The sequence below is a fragment of the Pseudomonas serbica genome (assembly GCF_028823535.1).
In the GTDB taxonomy this organism is placed as follows: Bacteria; Pseudomonadota; Gammaproteobacteria; order Pseudomonadales; family Pseudomonadaceae; genus Aquipseudomonas; species Aquipseudomonas serbica.
In genome coordinates this window covers 165,731-183,247 of sequence record NZ_JAQIYM010000008.1, presented here as the reverse complement: position 1 = coordinate 183,247, position 17,517 = coordinate 165,731, and the positions used below count along the sequence as shown (strand labels likewise).

The window sequence follows — 17,517 nt, the reverse complement described above, 5'->3', positions numbered from 1 at the left end:
CCTTCCTAATGCCATCGCTTACTGCGATGGTGGGCACCTAAATATGCTGAATGGTATGGCCCTTAGAGCGACATGAATAATCAATAGCTGCTTAAACGCTCACTCCGGGATAAACAAAAATGTCTGCATAGCGTTTCATCTTTTTGGCGCCGTTCAGTACGCGAATTCATGTCCCAACTCACTTTCCATCCACTCTAAAAAGCGTCTGACACGCGGAAAGTTGGAGTGTGCCTTTGGAAACACCAGATGATGGGCGGCCACTGGAGCGCTGAGGGACTCTGGCGCAACTTCTACTAACGCACCGGATGCCAGGTACTTTTGCGCGAGCAACGTACTCTCCAATGCGAATCCAAGCCCGTGGCTGGCGGCCTCCAGTGACATATAGGATCTATCAAAGCTCAATGCATAGGGTCTTTCCGGTCGAGCCAAACCATGTTGGGCGAACCATTGTGGCCACTTGAGCAGTGTGGCTTCAGACAATATCAAATCACAATCGAGTAGATCCGACGCTGTTTGGATAGGTCGTTGCGCAAGCAATTTGGGTGAGGTCAGTACGGCAAATTTTTCATTTTGTACTGTGCGAACCTCATAGCTTGGCCAGTTGGGCATGCCATGGCGGATATCCACATCAATCTTGTCCCGGCTGAAGTGCAGTGACTCGTAGGAGCACGACAAGTTGAGCTGGATATCGGGATGACTCTCGCGGAACTGTTCGAGACGCGGCATCAACCAGAGTAGGCCGAAGCTGGGCGATGAGTGCAGCCGCAGACAATCGAGACTGACATCGCTGGCAGCGCGCTCGGTTGCCACTGCAAGGCTGTGCAGGATCCCGGAGACTTCTTTCAGGTATTGCTCCCCCACCGGAGTCAGAGAGACACCACGTGCCGCTCGAACGAACAATTGCCGGCCTATCATCCCCTCAAGCTTGGCCAGTTGGTGACTAACAGCGGATGGCGTTAAATCCAGTACTTCCGCTGCCCTGGCAACATTCCCGAAGCGAGCCGTTTGCTCGAAGGCCTGAATTGCTCTCAGCGGTGGCAAGATAATTGGTGCATCGGCATCAGTGCGCATGGCGCCCCCACTGCATTTTTTACGATTAATGGACTTGTCTTCCATTCAATCACCTGGCAACTGCCTTGACGAGTGCTGAATTTTTTTCAGCATCGAGTGACATTCACGTTATTGCTCAGCCCCCCCTTGGAGAACAAGCTGAGTCATCGGTTCTTTACGGATCGACCCAATAAAAACAATTCGAGGTACTTCTGCATGCTCCTCCAAGGCAAAGTCGCAATCATCACCGGTGCCGCATCTGCCCGTGGCATTGGCCGCGCTACAGCGACCACTTTCGCGCAACAAGGCGCTCACGTCGTGATCCTTGATCTAGATGAATCCGCTGCCCGTGATGCCGCAGCTTCCCTGGGCGAAGGTCATCTCGGTCTTGCGGCCAACGTTGCTGACGAATCGCAGGTTCAGCAGGCCATTGCCAAAATCATCGAGCACTTCGGCCGCATCGACGTCCTCGTCAACAATGCCGGCATTACTCAGCCACTCAAGACTCTGGACATCCGCCCTTCAGACTACGACAAGGTGCTGGACGTCAGTCTGCGCGGCACCCTGCTGATGTCGCAGGCGGTGATTCCGGTCATGCGCAAACAATCTTCCGGGAGCATTGTGTGCATGTCTTCCGTTTCTGCTCAGCGGGGCGGCGGCATTTTTGGTGGCCCTCATTACAGTGCGGCCAAAGCCGGTGTGCTGGGTCTGGGCAAAGCCATGGCACGGGAACTGGGGCCGGACAACATTCGCGTCAACTCCATTGCCCCTGGTTTGATTCATACCGACATCACCGGCGGATTGATGCAGGACGAACGCCGCCACGCGATCATCGACGGCATTCCGTTGGGCCGCCTCGGTGCAGCGCAGGATGTCGCCAACGCCGCCCTGTTCCTGGCCAGCGACCTATCCTCGTACCTCACAGGCATCACGCTGGATGTGAACGGCGGCATGCTGATTCACTGATACACCTGGGCGGGCCTGCGCGGCCCGTGCGGTTCTGGATCGATGACGTAGCCGGGTCTCATGGCCTGGCAGTCAATAAAAACAAGAGATCAGACCATCATGACTACCCTGTCGCTCGAAGCGGTTTCGACCGTGCGCTCCAACGCCTACCGGAAAACGGCCTGGCGACTGATGCCATTCCTGATGCTGTGCTACCTGTGCGCTTACCTTGATCGCGTCAACGTTGGCTTTGCCAAGCTGCAAATGATGAACGATCTGGCGCTCAGCGAAACGGTCTATGGACTTGGCGCTGGCATGTTCTTCATTGGCTATTTTCTCTGCGAAGTACCCAGCAACATCATTCTCCACAAGGTCGGTGCGCGGGTATGGATCGCACGAATCATGATCACCTGGGGAATCGTCTCGGCGCTGTTTGCCTTCGTCGAAACCGCCTGGCAGTTCTATGCCCTGCGCTTTCTGCTCGGTATCGCCGAAGCCGGTCTGGCGCCAGGCTTGTTGCTGTACCTGACCTACTGGTTTCCATCCTATCGTCGCGCCCGCATGACCGTGTTGTGGTTCATCGCCATTCCGCTGTCAGGCATGGTGGGTGGCCCCCTCTCCGGCTGGATCATGAACCACTTCGCCGGGATGCATGGCTGGGCTGGCTGGCAGTGGATGTTCGTGTTGGAGGCTGTACCCACGGTCGTTGTCGGTCTTCTGGTACTGAGCTACCTCAAAGACGGGGTGCATCAGGCCAGTTGGCTCAACGACGAAGAAAAAGCACTGATCACTCGGGAGCTGGCCGAAGACGACCAGCACAAAGTCACCCATGCCTCTGTCGGTGAGTTCATTCGAGACCGTCGTTTGTGGCTGCTGGCTGCCATCTACTTCTGTGTGGTGATGGGGCAGTACGCAATCACCTTCTGGCTGCCTACCCTGGTACGTAATTCGGGGGTTTCCGATCCATTGCATATCGGCTTTCTAACCAGCCTGCCTTACCTCTGTGCCATTGCCGCCATGCTCCTGGTGGGACGCAGTGGTGACAAACATCGCGAGCGCCGCTGGCACCTCATCGTTCCGATGATTGCCGGTGCTATCGGTCTGAGCTTGGCAGCGCTGATGGGCGGCAATCCAACCCTGTCCATCCTCAGTCTTTGCCTGGCCGCTTCCGGCATTTTGTCTGCAACGTCGTTGTTCTGGATGCTGCCAACCACGTTGCTCGGAGGCGTTTCCGCCGCCGCCGGTATCGCGGCCGTCAACAGCTTTGCCAACCTCGCAGGGTTCTGCTCGCCTTATCTGATTGGCTGGATCACCACAATGACCGGCTCCAGTGCCATCGGCATGTACCTGATCACTGGCGTGCTGTTTGCCGGAGCGACGCTGGTACTGCGCATTCCCGCCGCCCTGGTCAATCGTTGAGTTAACGGAGTTTCACCATGACTACTAATTCTTCATACGCTTCTTCCACAACCCTGGTTGAGCGCGCGCACAATATTCGCCGCCACGCACTGCGCATGGGCCAAGTCCAGGGACAGGGCTATGTTGGTCAGGCCCTCGGCGCCGCTGACCTTCTGGCGGTCTCCTACTTTCATGCCATGAATCATCGTCCTGAAGATCCGGAATGGGAGGCGCGTGATCGCTTTTACCTCTCCATCGGTCACTACGCCATTGCGCTGTACGCCGCCTTGATCGAAGCCGAAATCATCCCGCTCGATGAGTTGGAAACCTACGGAGCGGATGACAGCCGCCTGCCAATGTCGGGCATGGCCGCCTACACCCCGGGCATGGAAATCACCGGGGGCTCTCTGGGTCAGGGCCTGGGTATCGCGGTGGGTGCCTGTCTGGGTCTCAAGCGCAAAGACTCGCCCTCCTTCGTCTACAACCTGCTGTCGGACGGTGAACTGAATGAAGGCTCGACCTGGGAAGCCGTGATGTCGGCATCGCATTGGAAACTCGACAACCTGATCGCCATCGTCGACGTCAACAACCAGCAAGCCGACGGTTACTCCAGTGAAATCCTCTCGTTCGAACCGATCGTTGACCGTTGGCAAGCGTTTGGCTGGTTCACCCAGCGTGTGGATGGCAATGACCTGGATGCACTGGTCGCCGCCTTCGATGCTGCGCGTAATCATTCAGGTACCCAGCCACGCGTGATTATCTGCGATACCAAAATGGGCAAAGGCGTGCCCTTCCTGGAAGCCCGCGAGAAGACACACTTCATTCGCGTGGAAGAACACGAATGGGATCTGGCACTGAGCAACCTTGAAGAAGGAAAAGACCAATGAGCAACGCCGCTAACACTCCGACCTCCGAACCGGTCAAAAAGCGCCTGACTACCTCGGCGATGATCGCTTCCATTGCCTCTGAAGGCCAAGCGACTAAATCGGCCCCGTTCGGACACGCATTAGCTTCGCTTGCAGATCAGCGCCAGGACATCGTTGGCCTTTCCGCTGACCTGTCCAAGTACACCGACCTGCACATCTTCGCCAAGGCACATCCCGACCGTTTCTATCAAATGGGCATGGCCGAGCAATTGCTGATGAGTGCGGCTGCGGGTATGGCCCGCGAAGGCTTTGTGCCCTTCGCCACCACTTACGCCGTATTCGCCTCGCGCCGCGCCTATGACTTCATCTGCATGGCAATCGCCGAGGAAAACCTTAACGTCAAAATCGTTTGCGGTTTGCCCGGCCTCACTACCGGCTACGGCCCAAGCCACCAAGCCACCGATGACCTGGCAATTTTCCGCGCCATGCCCAACCTGATGATCGTTGATCCGTGCGATGCGCTGGAAATCGAGCAGGCCGTGCCCGCCATCGCCGCACATCAGGGGCCCGTGTACATGCGTTTGCTGCGCGGCAATGTGCCGTTGGTGCTGGACGAGTACGGCTACAAATTCGAGATCGGTAAAGCCAAGACACTGCGCACTGGCAACGATGTCCTGATCATCTCTACGGGACTGATGACCATGCGCTCATTGGAAGCGGCAAAGCAGCTCCAGGCGGATGGGATTGATGTTGCAGTGCTGCATGTACCAACCATCAAGCCGCTGGATGAACAGACTATCCTGGCCGAAGCCCGCAAGTCCGGACGCCTGGTGGTCACAGCCGAAAACAGCTCGATTATTGGTGGACTCGGCGAGGCTGTTGCAGGGCTATTGCTGCGCAACGGTGTGACGCCAACATTCAGGCAAATCGCTTTGCCCGACGCCTTCCTGGACGCGGGCGCACTGCCGACGCTACATGATCGTTATGGCATCTCGACGCCGGCTGTTTGTGCGCAAATCAAAGCCTGGCTATAGCTCCAGCTTGTTGTAGTTCCATAGTGAAGGGCGCTTCGATTTGAGGCGCCTCATCACGTGAGAAACAAGGGGCGGAACGTTGAAACCACATGAATTGCTTGATCCCGCTTTCCGTAGCTTTTTGACTCCTGGCGCAGAACCCTGGACGCTTGATACGCTGCCTGCCATCAGAAAGCGTGTCCATGCGACGTTCAAATCGTCAGGACAAGCTCGTTGTGAAACCGTATGGACGACAGCTCACGACGGGGAGCAGTTGCGCCTTTGTCTTTATAAGCCTGGTGTCGCGGCAGAGCACAAAATTTTTCCTGTGATCCTGTATGCCCACGGCGGTGGTTTTGTGCTTGGGCAACCTGAAATGGCAGACGATTATGTGGCAGATCTGGCCGAAGAACTGGAGGCGATCATAGTCTCTGTTGATTACCGCCTTGCACCCGAACACCCCTTCCCCATTCCCCTTGAAGATTGCTACACGGCGCTCGGCTGGTTATTCGAGAATCGGCAAGTCCTCAATATCGACACCCGCAAATTAGTCGTCATGGGGCACAGTGCCGGTGGAGGACTGGCAGCAGCTCTGGCTATTCTGGCTCGTGACCGAGGCGCATATCCCATCGCGGGACAAGTCTTGATCTATCCGATGCTGGATTACCGGTCAGGCACTGCAGACTCGCCTCACAAGAACAGCACCACAGGGATAATTGGCTGGCAACACCAAGCCAACGAGTTTTGCTGGAGATGCTTGCGCGGAAACCACGCGCTTGATGATGAGCGGATTGGTTTGCTTTCACCTGCCCTGCACACAGACCTGAGTGATTTGCCGCGCACTTTTCTATCAGTAGGGGCGCTGGACTTGTTCCTTGAGGAGGACGTCGCATTTGCTATGAGATTGTCTCGCTCTGGCGTAGCCGTAGAGCTTCATGTTTACCCCGGCGCGCCACACATGTTCGACCAGAAACCGGGGTGCATTACTGACCAGTCTGCACTCGATATCCTTCGAGTACTTAGGCGTGCGATAGCGAACGAGTAGGTGAGCCAGCCGAGGCTCGACAGTCGCGGAGCCGCGCCCGGCTTTCAATACTTCTCGCTAAGCTGTTCTCTTCCACATTATTGACTGTTTGACCCATGATTTATCGCTCACCGTTTGCCATAGAAGACGATGGGAGTCCTGACTTCAATAGGTGTCAGGCCGCCAATACACCCTATGCGCCATTTATGTATAGGGATACCGCTCGATACAGAACCCAGGGTCGTCACTATTGAGTCTGCGGGCTCGGGACCTGCGCCGTTATGGGGATTCTTTAGTTCTCCCAGCGCTGATTGGTGCGCTCCTACAATGAGCTTGAAATTCCTGCCGAACCCATCGAAGCCCTACGAAAACTGGATGGCAAACCTGCTTGGCGTCCATTTTTGTCTTCGCCTCGTGTCGTTGCTTTCGTTCTTGTCGTAGCTTTACGACCTCCTTTTGAGTCGCCTTCAGCAGCGCCTGTGCATTCTTGGCCAAGATCGAAGCTCCTCAAGCGAAGTTTTTTGGCATGGAGAATGCTCCGTAAAGATTGAGGCTTTGCGGAGAAAATGATGAGCAACACTTTCGAGTCTCGACGTAGTTCGCACCCAAATGCGGGAAGCGGAACCGGTGTTGAAGCGCTAGGGATGGCAAAGTCCTTTTAGCTCGCCATGATGATAAGCCCACTTCTTTGATCAAAGTCAAATCATCGGCTGCCTGGAAGTCTAAACTGGAAGAATTGGGGACTAACAAGCCTCTGGAGCACGTCATGTACTGGTTCCGTCATCACTATCGCAATCTAATGCGACTCACCCTCGGGGTGTGGGTGTTGGCTGTGATCGTGACGGCATTTCACGGCTGCTTGGTGCAGCCGGAGCACAATCTGGCTGCAACGCACGCGACGCTCTCCACACTGCAACAATTAGATGACCATGCCCTGCACGCCAGTGGCTGCCTTAAGCATTGTGAAGATGCAGTGAAGGCGATCAGTCCCGCATCGAAGCTCCCGACAGTAGACCTCGCCAGTTTGGCGCTTGCTTTGCTGTTACCCGCGATTCTGCTGCTTACCCTCACTCCACCCATCGCCTTTCCTGCACTTGCACTGAGGCGCCCCGCACCATCGGGGCCTCCAGCCCGCCTGATATTCGTCCGCTTCAACGATTAATCCGCCTCCAGAACGGCCTTGCCGTGGCCGTTCTGCGCCATTGCGTCGATTTGGCGCGGCTTAGTAATTCCTACTTTTTCCCGAGTACCTGGAGTTCACCATGCAAACACAAATGAAATTAGTTCTTGCCGCAATTATGGCCAGCAGCCTCTCCATGGCGAATGCCGAGGATGAGCATCACCCTGCCGATGCACCTGCCAGCACAACGACCGCCAGTGCACCGTCCGAGTCGGCAATGAACAATGCGATGAGCGAGCAAATGCAGAAAATGCAAGCTGCCCATGACAAAGCCGCTGCAGCGAAAACACCAGACGAACGGCAAGCTGCCCTGCAGGAGGGCATGAAAACGATGAAGGAAAGCATGGCCATGATGAGTAAGCAGCATGATGCTGCGGGCTGTATGGGCATGGGCTCCAACATGGGGATGTCTGGCTCCAAGGACGGCATGGGCAAAGGAATGATGGGCATGATGATGAAAATGATGGATCAGCAGTCATCGATGATCGACATGCCAGTGAAGAAGTGACGGTTGCTGCTCACCAATGCTCGCGGCACTGGTGATGGGCAAGTGATCCAGGCAATAGCGTTGTAAATGTAACGGCGGTTTCCTCTTGGCCAGCATGACCAGGATGACACCGCCGAACATTGAACCTGGATGACGTATTACTAGATGGCACTCCCACAGGAGTACAGAACCATGATGCATTTATCACATCCAGCTAACACCTCTCCACCATTATGGCGGAGCAAAACCGGCATAGTGTTGGGCATGCTACTGGTGATCGCACTGTTCTATCTGGCCAGAGAACATTACGGCCATATGCTGGGCCTCCTGCCGTATTTGATTTTGCTGTTGTGTCCGCTGATGCATATTTTCGGGCACCACCACGGTGGTCACAGTCATCACGGAGAAACCTCAGATTCAAATAAGGATGCGGACAGGAGGTAGCGCATGCACAGCCCCGAGCGTCACCAGGAGCACAACCCGATACGGCGACTTGAGCCCCAAGCCATCGGCGGTACCCATGACCCGGTCTGTGGTATGGCCGTCAGTAACGATAGCCAGTTCAGCACGCAATTTGAGGGGCGAACCTACCGGTTCTGCAGCCAGAAATGCCAAACGACCTTCAGTGCAGAGCCCGAGCGCTATCGAATATCTCCGACTGAAACTGAACAAGTCCATCAGGCACCTGCAGAACCGTTAACGACTGCCACTGAATACACCTGCCCCATGCACCCGGAAATCCGCCAGATTGGCCCCGGTACTTGCCCCAAGTGCGGTATGACCCTGGAGCCGGTGCTTCCCGAGCTAGAGGAAGAAGAGAACCCCGAACTCAAGGACTTCACCCGGCGCTTCTGGTGGACATTACCACTGACCGTGATCGTCACCGTGCTGGCCATGGGCGGCCATGGCCTGATGCTGTTCCACGGCACTACGCAAAACTGGGTCGAGTTAGGACTGGCAACACCCGTAGTGCTTTGGGCTGGCTGGTCGTTTTATGTGCGTGGCGTACGTTCGGTGATTCAACGCAGTCCGAACATGTGGACACTGATCGGACTCGGTACTGCAGCGGCCTTTTCTTACAGTGTTGTGGCCACCCTGGCCCCCGGCGCATTCCCCAGCAATTTCATGATGGATGGCCGCATCGGCGTGTACTTTGAGGCGGCGGCGGTGATCATTTCACTGACCCTGCTCGGCCAAATGCTCGAACTCAAAGCTCGCTCGCAGACTTCTGCTGCAATCAAGTCGCTACTCGGCCTGGCACCCAAAACTGCCCGACGAATCAATGCCAACGGCACGGAAGAAGACATCCCACTGACACACGTACACAGCGGCGACACGTTACGTGTGCGACCCGGTGAAAAAGTGCCTGTCGATGGCCAGGTACTCAAAGGCGAAAGTGCAGTGGACGAGTCGATGCTCACCGGTGAGCCCATACCGATCATGAAGAGGCCTGGTGATGCATTGATCGGCGCGACCCTCAACACCCACGGCAGCCTGGTGATGCAGGCGCAGAAGATAGGGTCAGCCACCCTGCTCGCGCAAATTGTACAGATGGTTGTACAGGCACAACGCTCAAAAGCGCCGATGCAACGCCTGGCAGATGTGATTGCCGGTTACTTCGTGATTGTGGTGATTACTATCGCCGCGCTGACTCTAATCGGCTGGGGGTTGTGGGGGCCCGAGCCAAGCTGGGTGTTCGGACTGATCAACGCTGTCGCGGTAATGATCATCGCTTGCCCCTGCGCCCTTGGCCTGGCAACACCGATGTCGGTCATGGTCGCCACCGGCAAGGCTGCTGGCAGCGGCATTTTGTTTCGCGATGCCGCTGCCATCGAAAACCTGCGCAAGATAGACACCTTGATCGTCGACAAGACTGGCACCCTCACTGAAGGGCGGCCAGCGTTCCATAGCGTCGAGGCTGTACCTGGATTTACTCAGGATGAAGTGCTGCGCCTGGCCGCAAGTCTCGATCAGGGCAGCGAGCACCCGTTGGCCCACGCTATTACCGAACAGGCACGCACCGCTGGCCTGACACTGAGCCCACCTGAAACCTTCGAATCGGTCTCCGGTATTGGTGTAAGCGGTCAGGTTGAGGGTCGCCACCTGAAGTTGGGCAATACCGCGCTGATGCAAGAGGCCGGAGTCGTCACCGATAGCTTGCAAGCTCAAGCCGAGAAGTTACGCAGTGATGGCACGAGCATCATGTACTTGGCCGTCAATGGCGCACTGGCGGGTTTGCTAGCTGTAGCCGACCCCATCAAACCCAGTTCGAAGCTGGCAGTCGAGCGTCTACAGGCGGATGGCGTCAAGGTCATCATGTCTACGGGTGATGGTCTTACCACTGCGCGCTCGGTAGCTGGCCAGTTAGGTATTGAAGAAGTACATGGCGAGGTCAAACCGCAAGACAAAGAACGCTTGGTCGCGTCTCTGCAACAGGCCGGACACCACGTGGCGATGGCCGGCGACGGTATCAATGATGCCCCTGCCCTGGCTCGTGCTGACGTGGGTATCGCTATGGGCACGGGCACCGACGTGGCGATGAACAGCGCTCAGGTCACACTGGTCAAGGGTGATCTGCTCGGTATCCTGCGTGCTCGCAGCCTGTCAGTAGCAACGGTGAGAAACATGCACCAAAACCTGACCTTCGCCTTTCTTTACAACGCCATGGGCATCCCGCTCGCCGCCGGTTTGCTCTACCCGCTCACCGGTCACCTTCTTTCACCACTGATTGCCGCACTGGCCATGAGCGTGAGTTCGGCGTCGGTGGTATTCAACGCTTTGCGCCTGCGCCGCATTTCGATTGTTTGAGCCGTAGAGACTGCTTGACCTTGCTGCCGTGGCAAGGTTGAGGATAAGCCAAGGACACAGAAAACCGTCTAAATCAGTCTTTCCACGACTATTTATTTGTGAGGAATCATCAATGAAAACAGTTGAACTGCAAGTCCAGGGCATGAGCTGCGGCTCTTGCGTCAAACGTGTAACCCAAGCGTTGCGCGCGCTCAATGGAGTCAGTGAAGTGGCTGTCGATTTGCAATCCGGTCGGGTGAAGGTCAGCGGTGAATCAGACTGCAATGTGCTGCTTGCAGCCCTGCAGGACGCCGGCTATCGCGCACAGGCTTCGGCGGCTGACGTCCAGAATGAGAGAAAAACCTCCGGGTGTGGCGAGAAAGGCGGCGGTTGCTGCTGCCGGGCTACCTATGCCGACCTTACGGAAATGTAATCACCCGCGTCCCGCCCATGTGGCATCTTCCCCACTATATAGCGGCTGGCACCGAATTCCTGAAGCGAATCCTGGCCGCACTGTGGCAGCGGATACGTATCTGCCTGGATTCTGACTATTTGGATACCCCTCCATGCATTCCAGAACATCAAGACGCACTTTCGTGAAAGCCCTAGCGGCAGGCGGAGTACTTGCAGGCTTTGGACTGTGGCGCAGCCCCGTGTGGGCGATTACCAGCCAAGGCCAGCCGAATGTGCTCGCTGGCACCGATTTCGATCTTTCCATTGGTGAGATGGGAGTGAACTTCACGGGCACACCTCGCACCGCCATGACCATCAATGGCAGCCTTCCTGGCCCGATATTGCGCTGGCGCGAAGGTGATACCGTAACGCTGCGTGTCAGGAACCGTCTCAAGGAAGACACGTCGATCCATTGGCACGGCATCATTCTGCCGGTGAACATGGACGGTGTACCGGGTCTGAGTTTTCACGGCATCGAACCGGGCGGCCTGTACGTTTACTCATTCAAGGTCAAACAGAACGGTACCTACTGGTATCACAGCCATTCCGGGTTCCAGGAACAGGTAGGCGTGTACGGCCCCTTGGTTATTGATGCAAAGGATCCCGAACCCTTCAGCTATGACCGCGACTACGTAGTGATGTTGTCCGACTGGACGGATGAAGACCCTGAGCGACTCATGAAGAAGCTCAAGAAACAATCCAGTTACTACAACCAGCACAAGCGCACCGTCGGCGACTTCATCGATGACGTCAGCAAGAACGGTTGGTCTGCCACCATCGCGGATCGGAAAATGTGGGCTGAAATGAAGATGAACCCCACGGATCTTGCCGATGTCAGCGGCGCCACCTACACGTACTTGCTCAACGGGCAGGCCCCGGACAGTAACTGGACAGGCATTTTCAGGCCCGGAGAACGGCTGCGCCTGAGGTTCATCAATGGCTCGGCGATGAGCTACTTCGACGTGCGCATTCCTGGACTGAAGATGACTGTCGTCGCAGCAGACGGGCAGTACGTCAAGCCGGTGAGCGTCGATGAGTTCCGCATTGCCGTGGCCGAAACCTTCGATGTCATCGTCGAACCCACCGAAAACGCCTACACCTTGTTCGCCCAATCGGTGGATCGCACAGGATTCGCGAGAGGCACGCTGGCTGTACATGAGGGGCTCTCGGCCCCTGTTCCGTCCCTGGATCCACGCCCATTGATCACGATGAGCGACATGGGAATGGGTGATATGGCTGGCATGGATCACGGCGATATGACAGGCATGACCCAGGACTCCATGCAAGGTATGGAGGGTATGGATCACAGCCAGATGGCGCCCACTAGCGACATGCAGGGTATGACAGGCATGGACGGTGGAGCTATGCAGAGCATGGACCACAGCCAGATGCCAGACTCAGCAAGCATGTCTGGCCACTCGATGCACAGCATGAGCGGCATGAGCTCGATGGAGCCGCACCCGGCCTCGGAAGTGAATAACCCACTGATTGACATGCAGGCGATGAGCCCCACGCCGAGACTCAATGATCCTGGCATGGGACTGAGAAACAACGGTCGCCGAGTACTGACCTATGCAGACCTCAAGAGCACCTTCCAAGATCCCGATGGCCGGGAGCCTGGCCGCACCATCACCTTGCACCTGACCGGACACATGGAAAAGTTCTCGTGGTCTTTTGACGGTGTCAAATTCGCGGATGCCCAACCGCTTCTTCTCAAATATGGAGAGCGCATTCGGGTGGTGCTGGTGAACGACACCATGATGATGCACCCCATTCATCTGCATGGCATGTGGAGTGACCTGGAGGATGAAAACGGTGACTTCATGGTTCGCAAGCACACCATCGATATGCCGCCAGGCAGCAAACGCAGCTACCGCGTGACCGCCGATGCCCTAGGGCGATGGGCGTATCACTGCCACCTGATGTACCACATGGAAATGGGCATGTTCCGCGAAGTCCGTGTGCAAGAGTAGGAGCCAGACATGAACTTCGAACGAACCGCTAAACCAATACTCACCGGCCTGGCTATCCTGGGTATGGTTGTCATGCCACTTGCATATGGGCAGACCGAGCCGATGCAAGGTATGGACGGCAAACAGATGCAGGATATGGATCATTCCCCAATGCAGGGTATGGATCACTCCCAGATGCAGGGTATGAAACCCGCCGTGCCCCAGCAAAGCCGTACGCCGATCCCAGCGCTCACCGATGCCGATCGTGCAGCGGTGTTTGAAAGCCATGCCGGCCATCAGATGCACGACCGCTCGATCAACTCGTTTTTCCTGATCGATCAACTCGAATGGCAAGACGCCAACGAGGGCAGTGCATTGCGTTGGGAAGCCAACGGTTGGATTGGCGGCGACACCGATCGTCTCTGGCTACGCAGCGAGGGCGAGCGAACCAATGGTGTAACCGAAAACGCTGAGCTTCAGGCGCTCTGGGGACACGCCATCAGCCCTTGGTGGGACGTGGTCAGTGGTGTGCGACAAGACTTCAAACCTGGCTCCCCCCAGACCTGGGCGGCACTTGGGTTGCAAGGCATGGCGCTCTACAACTTCGAAACGCAAGCCACCGCCTATTTGGGCGAGGCTGGCCAGACCGCGCTGCGGCTCAAGGGCGAATACGACATTTTGCTGACCAACCGCTTGATTCTGCAGCCTACAGCTGAAATGAATTTCTATGGCAAAAACGACCCACAACGTGCCACTGGCTCCGGGCTGTCAGATACCGAAGTTGGCCTGAGGCTGCGTTATGAAATACGCCCCGAGTTCTCACCCTATATCGGCGTAACCTGGAACCGCTCATACGGCAATACAGCAGATTACATCCTTGAAGAGGGAGAAGACCGCAGCGATACGCGTTTTGTCGCCGGTGTGCGGATGTGGTTCTAAACCTGAGAGATACGGTATCTCAACGCAATTCAAACAATAAATCCCATCCACGGCTCAAGCCGTCAGGAGCTTTGCATGTCACCTCTGAAAACCCTCATCACTGTTGCAGCACTCAGCACCGGTCTGTTGTTGAGTGCTGGCGCCCAAGCACATCCAAAACTGCTGTCCTCTTCCCCGACCGAGGGAGCCACGGTGACTGCACCGGCAAAAATCGAACTTAACTTCTCGGAAAAGCTCACCACCCAGTTTTCCGGCGCGAAACTGATCATGACCGAAATGCCGGGTATGTCTGCGCACTCCCCCATGGGTGTCAAAGCGAGTGTCGCAGGCGCCGCCGATCCAAAAATGATGGTCATCACCCCCACAGCACCGCTCACACCTGGCACCTACAAGGTTGAGTGGAGGGCAGTTTCTTCCGATACCCACCCGATCACAGGCACCGTGACCTTTAAAGTCAAATGAACCATGGACGACTCAATCTACATTAGCCTCCGCTTTGCGCTCTATATCGACTTGATGCTGCTCTTCGGACTGGCACTGTTTGGCCTGTACAGCCTCAAAGGAAAGGAGCGCACAGACGGGGCCGTATTGAGTTTTGGGTCGTTGCTGGTGGGAACGGCTGTTATCGGCATACTGCTATCGATGGCGGCTATGCTGCACATGGCCAAGACGATGAGCGGTGTGTCCAGCGTCATGGAGCTGCATCACCACATCCTGCAGATGATGCTGATGGACACTGAAGTCGGGCTGACCTGGATGGTTCGAATAGCCTCGTTGACGGTGGCGATCATCGCCGCGCGCCTCAATCGACGGGCCCCCTCAACGAGCCTCTGGCTGGTCTCACTGTGCGGGGCCATCGCCCTGGCGACGCTGGCCTGGACAGGACATGGCGCCATGGATGAAGGCAGTCGGCGCTACCTGCACTTCACCAGCGATATCGTACATCTTCTCGGAGCGGGCAGCTGGCTGGGCGCTATCGCCGCGTTCGCGCTTTTGTTGCGTACAAACAACCTCACAGGTGATCTGCAGGTTCATCTACTGGCTCGAACGTTGACTGGTTTCGAATCAGCGGGGATGCTCATTGTTGCAACTCTGACCATCACCGGAATCGCCAACTACTTACTGGTTGTCGGGCCAGCATTCGAGACATTGACAAGCTCCACTTACGGGGCCCTGCTGTCTTTGAAAGTCTTCTTGTTTTTCGGGATGCTGGTATTCGCAGCAGTGAATCGCTTTCATCTGAGCCCGCTGCTCAAACGATCCATCAAGACAGGTACTCACAAAATCGCTATCAACGCCTTACGACGCAGCATGATTCTGGAGCTCTTGGTTGCCGTGATCATCATGGCCTTGGTTGCCTGGCTCGGCACCCTCAGCCCAGAGATGGAGATGGAGATGGAGATGTCAGCTCAGTAGACCGTGAAGTGAATGCAGGCAGTGCTTTCCAGTTCTCTATGCCGAACACGTGCGCCCGCGCTGAGTCGACTGTAGAAATTACATTTTCGTCAGCTTGTATTGGAGCATCGGTTTTGGCCGCAAACTGCTGCATTACAGGTCGTGGAGACTGCCAACATGTAACTCTTGGTAGCTGAAGATGAACTAAAGACCGGAATCTACCTGCAGCAAGGCCTCACTGAAGCCGGTTTCAACGATGTGATGATGCCCGGTCTCAATGGTTGGGACGTCCTAAGAAAGATCCGAGACGCCGGCGTAAATCGCCATTCAGCCCAACGCCCCACGCTCAATCGCAAAGTTGTTCCAGGCCTGGGTCACCGGCATCAGCTCCAGGCTGTTGACGTTGATATGCGCCGGCTGGTTCATCAACCAGAAAATCGTTTCGGCAATGTCCGCCGGTTGCAACGGCTTGGCGTTGGCGTACACCGCGTTGTACTTCTGGGTGTCACCGGCAAAGCGCACCAGCGAAAATTCGCTTTCGCACAAACCCGGCTCCAGGTTGGTGACCCGCACCCCGGTGCCTTGCAGGTCGCAACGCAGGTTCAACGAAAACTGGCGCACGAAGGCCTTGGTGGCGCCGTACACGTGGCTGCCGGGGTACGGCCAGTTGCCGGCGATGGAGCCAAGGTTGACGATGCTGGCCCCGGCGCCGTGGGCAATCAATCGCGGCAGCAACAGACGGGTGCTGTAGAGCAGGCCCTTGATGTTGGTGTCGATCATGGTTTCCCAGTCATCCAGCGAGCAGACCTGGGCCGCCTCGGTGCCCAGGGCGAGCCCGGCGTTATTGATCAGCCCGCGCAAGGTTGTGAAGCGCTCCGGCAATTGGTCGATGGCTGTTTGCATGGCAGCGCGATCACGCACGTCCAGTACCCGTGGCAACACATCGCACTGCTTGCCCAGTTCGTTGGCCAGGCTCAGCAAGCGTTCTTCGCGACGGCCGGTGAGCACCATCGACCAGCCGGCCCGGGCGAAGCGCCGGGCGCAGGCTTCGCCAAATCCGGAAGTAGCGCCGGTGATAAACACAGTAGGTTGCATGATCAAACTCCAGTGGTCAGGACCACGACCGACCCAGCAGGCCGAAGCCCGCCAACGCCAGCAATAGCCATTGGGTGAGTCGCGCCGCGTGTTCGGCGCGAATGTGCAGGAACAACCGTTGCCCGATCCACAGCCCCGCCATCAGGGGCAAAAGCAGGGCCAGGGCCTGTCGCGGGACCTGGGGGCCGATGGCCTGGGCGACTGCCAGCCCGGCCAGGGCCGCCAGGTCCACGGCAAAAAAGAACATGATCAGGGTGGCGCGCAGCGTCCGCGCCCGCAGCCCGCAGTGGCTGAGCCAGGCCACCACCAGTGGCCCGCCGATGGAAAACGCGGCGATCAACGCCCCACTGCTGCCGCCCACCAGCCAGGCCGCCCAAGGTCCACGGCCCATGGGCAACGCCACGCGCGCCAGGCCCAGCAACGCCAGCGTCGCCACCAGTCCGTAGACCCACAGGCTCAGCCAGTCGCTGTCGAGACCGGTCAGCAGCCAGATGCCGCAAGGCACGCCAAGCGCCGCCGCGACCAGGACCCGCCGCAGCAGCGGATAATCGGCCTGGGCCCAGGCGCCGCGCAGCAGTATCAGGCTGGATGCCACCTCCAGGCACAACACCAGGGGCACGGCATCGCGCAAGGTACCGAGCATCGCCAGGCCGACGACCGCGATGGCCGCAAAGCCGAACCCGGTGAGGCCACGCACAACGGCGGCGACCAGTACGCACAAGGCATTCAAGGTCCAATTCAATTCCGGGTTCACGGCGCGCTCCTTTGATAATGGCGCCACTCTAGTCAGGCATCCATCCATGCTTTAGAGCCAGACGGGCTTTTCAATGGGTCCAGTGCCGGATGCCCTGGCTCCATCGAAAAGGCCAACTGGATCTAAGCGCGCCGCAGCTGCATGGCTAGTCTGCGGGGCAACCGGCCGATCCGTGCCTG

The 17,517-nt window shown here is 57.1% G+C and carries 17 protein-coding genes and 1 pseudogene; 15 read left to right on the top strand and 3 right to left on the bottom strand.

The features are described 5' to 3' along the window. Nucleotides 1-153: 153 nt before the first annotated feature. Nucleotides 154-1,071 carry a LysR substrate-binding domain-containing protein gene (locus NQL71_RS14900; RefSeq protein WP_274642989.1) on the bottom strand — a complete coding sequence of 306 codons (918 nt, stop codon included), beginning with the start codon at nt 1,069-1,071 and terminating at the stop codon, nt 154-156. A gap of 195 nt (nt 1,072-1,266) precedes the next feature. On the opposite strand from NQL71_RS14900, the gene NQL71_RS14895 reads away from it, so the two are divergent. The 15 genes and pseudogenes from NQL71_RS14895 to NQL71_RS14825 form a co-directional block, all read left to right on the top strand. Continuing rightward, entirely contained in the window at nt 1,267-2,016 is a 750-nt protein-coding gene (locus tag NQL71_RS14895; protein ID WP_046819178.1) for an SDR family NAD(P)-dependent oxidoreductase, read from the top strand. Nucleotides 2,017-2,115: 99 nt separating this feature from the next. After that, nucleotides 2,116-3,414 carry an MFS transporter gene (locus NQL71_RS14890; protein WP_046819179.1) on the top strand — a complete coding sequence of 433 codons (1,299 nt, stop codon included), beginning with the start codon at nt 2,116-2,118 and terminating at the stop codon, nt 3,412-3,414. A gap of 17 nt (nt 3,415-3,431) precedes the next feature. Then, complete coding sequence (locus NQL71_RS14885) at nt 3,432-4,280, top strand: transketolase (protein ID WP_274642899.1); 849 nt, start codon at nt 3,432-3,434, stop codon at nt 4,278-4,280. Continuing rightward, nucleotides 4,277-5,293, top strand: a complete 1,017-nt coding sequence (locus tag NQL71_RS14880; protein WP_046819181.1) for a transketolase family protein — start codon at nt 4,277-4,279, stop codon at nt 5,291-5,293. Before NQL71_RS14885 ends, NQL71_RS14880 begins: the two co-directional genes overlap by 4 nt. Before the next feature lie 79 nt (nt 5,294-5,372). Next, a complete protein-coding gene (locus NQL71_RS14875; protein WP_274642898.1) occupies nt 5,373-6,317 on the top strand; it encodes an alpha/beta hydrolase in 945 nt (314 codons plus the stop codon). Nucleotides 6,318-7,062: 745 nt separating this feature from the next. Beyond that, nucleotides 7,063-7,458, top strand: a complete 396-nt coding sequence (locus NQL71_RS14870) for a hypothetical protein (RefSeq protein WP_274642897.1) — start codon at nt 7,063-7,065, stop codon at nt 7,456-7,458. A gap of 100 nt (nt 7,459-7,558) precedes the next feature. Further along, a complete protein-coding gene (locus NQL71_RS14865) occupies nt 7,559-7,984 on the top strand; it encodes a hypothetical protein (RefSeq protein WP_046819184.1) in 426 nt (141 codons plus the stop codon). A 171-nt stretch (nt 7,985-8,155) separates the two neighbouring features. Next, entirely contained in the window at nt 8,156-8,407 is a 252-nt protein-coding gene (locus NQL71_RS14860; protein WP_274642896.1) for a DUF2933 domain-containing protein, read from the top strand. 3 nt (nt 8,408-8,410) lie between these two features. Next, nucleotides 8,411-10,771, top strand: coding sequence for a heavy metal translocating P-type ATPase (locus NQL71_RS14855; protein ID WP_274642895.1), 2,361 nt, complete (start codon nt 8,411-8,413; stop codon nt 10,769-10,771). Nucleotides 10,772-10,883: 112 nt separating this feature from the next. Continuing rightward, nucleotides 10,884-11,183 carry a heavy-metal-associated domain-containing protein gene (locus NQL71_RS14850; protein ID WP_274642894.1) on the top strand — a complete coding sequence of 100 codons (300 nt, stop codon included), beginning with the start codon at nt 10,884-10,886 and terminating at the stop codon, nt 11,181-11,183. 133 nt (nt 11,184-11,316) lie between these two features. Then, the gene (locus NQL71_RS14845; RefSeq protein WP_274642893.1) at nt 11,317-13,176 is read left to right on the top strand and encodes a copper resistance system multicopper oxidase; all 1,860 of its coding nucleotides are present in this window, start codon (nt 11,317-11,319) and stop codon (nt 13,174-13,176) included. Nucleotides 13,177-13,239: 63 nt separating this feature from the next. Further along, a complete protein-coding gene (locus NQL71_RS14840; protein ID WP_274642988.1) occupies nt 13,240-14,094 on the top strand; it encodes a copper resistance protein B in 855 nt (284 codons plus the stop codon). Between the two features lie 75 nt (nt 14,095-14,169). Then, nucleotides 14,170-14,556 carry a copper homeostasis periplasmic binding protein CopC gene (copC, locus tag NQL71_RS14835; RefSeq protein WP_077183454.1) on the top strand — a complete coding sequence of 129 codons (387 nt, stop codon included), beginning with the start codon at nt 14,170-14,172 and terminating at the stop codon, nt 14,554-14,556. Between the two features lie 3 nt (nt 14,557-14,559). After that, nucleotides 14,560-15,510, top strand: coding sequence for a copper homeostasis membrane protein CopD (copD, locus tag NQL71_RS14830; RefSeq protein WP_274642892.1), 951 nt, complete (start codon nt 14,560-14,562; stop codon nt 15,508-15,510). A gap of 165 nt (nt 15,511-15,675) precedes the next feature. Further along, nucleotides 15,676-15,804, top strand: a pseudogene (locus NQL71_RS14825) (response regulator); the annotation flags it as partial. 12 nt (nt 15,805-15,816) lie between these two features. On the opposite strand, the gene NQL71_RS14820 reads toward NQL71_RS14825, so the two are convergent. Together NQL71_RS14820 and NQL71_RS14815 are read right to left on the bottom strand one after the other, a co-directional pair. Continuing rightward, entirely contained in the window at nt 15,817-16,584 is a 768-nt protein-coding gene (locus tag NQL71_RS14820) for an SDR family oxidoreductase (protein WP_274642891.1), read from the bottom strand. Between the two features lie 16 nt (nt 16,585-16,600). Continuing rightward, nucleotides 16,601-17,338 carry a sulfite exporter TauE/SafE family protein gene (locus tag NQL71_RS14815; protein ID WP_274642890.1) on the bottom strand — a complete coding sequence of 246 codons (738 nt, stop codon included), beginning with the start codon at nt 17,336-17,338 and terminating at the stop codon, nt 16,601-16,603. Nucleotides 17,339-17,517: the final 179 nt, after the last annotated feature.

Coding starts and splice junctions, on each gene's coding strand:
- NQL71_RS14900 (WP_274642989.1), bottom strand. CDS start 1,071: ATGCGCACTGATGCCGATGCACCAATTATCTTGCCACCGCTGAGAGCA.
- NQL71_RS14855 (WP_274642895.1), top strand. CDS start 8,411: ATGCACAGCCCCGAGCGTCACCAGGAGCACAACCCGATACGGCGACTT.
- NQL71_RS14860 (WP_274642896.1), top strand. CDS start 8,156: ATGATGCATTTATCACATCCAGCTAACACCTCTCCACCATTATGGCGG.
- copC (WP_077183454.1), top strand. CDS start 14,170: ATGTCACCTCTGAAAACCCTCATCACTGTTGCAGCACTCAGCACCGGT.
- NQL71_RS14885 (WP_274642899.1), top strand. CDS start 3,432: ATGACTACTAATTCTTCATACGCTTCTTCCACAACCCTGGTTGAGCGC.
- NQL71_RS14870 (WP_274642897.1), top strand. CDS start 7,063: ATGTACTGGTTCCGTCATCACTATCGCAATCTAATGCGACTCACCCTC.
- NQL71_RS14895 (WP_046819178.1), top strand. CDS start 1,267: ATGCTCCTCCAAGGCAAAGTCGCAATCATCACCGGTGCCGCATCTGCC.
- NQL71_RS14850 (WP_274642894.1), top strand. CDS start 10,884: ATGAAAACAGTTGAACTGCAAGTCCAGGGCATGAGCTGCGGCTCTTGC.
- NQL71_RS14845 (WP_274642893.1), top strand. CDS start 11,317: ATGCATTCCAGAACATCAAGACGCACTTTCGTGAAAGCCCTAGCGGCA.
- NQL71_RS14880 (WP_046819181.1), top strand. CDS start 4,277: ATGAGCAACGCCGCTAACACTCCGACCTCCGAACCGGTCAAAAAGCGC.
- NQL71_RS14890 (WP_046819179.1), top strand. CDS start 2,116: ATGACTACCCTGTCGCTCGAAGCGGTTTCGACCGTGCGCTCCAACGCC.
- NQL71_RS14865 (WP_046819184.1), top strand. CDS start 7,559: ATGCAAACACAAATGAAATTAGTTCTTGCCGCAATTATGGCCAGCAGC.
- NQL71_RS14840 (WP_274642988.1), top strand. CDS start 13,240: ATGGTTGTCATGCCACTTGCATATGGGCAGACCGAGCCGATGCAAGGT.
- NQL71_RS14820 (WP_274642891.1), bottom strand. CDS start 16,584: ATGCAACCTACTGTGTTTATCACCGGCGCTACTTCCGGATTTGGCGAA.
- copD (WP_274642892.1), top strand. CDS start 14,560: ATGGACGACTCAATCTACATTAGCCTCCGCTTTGCGCTCTATATCGAC.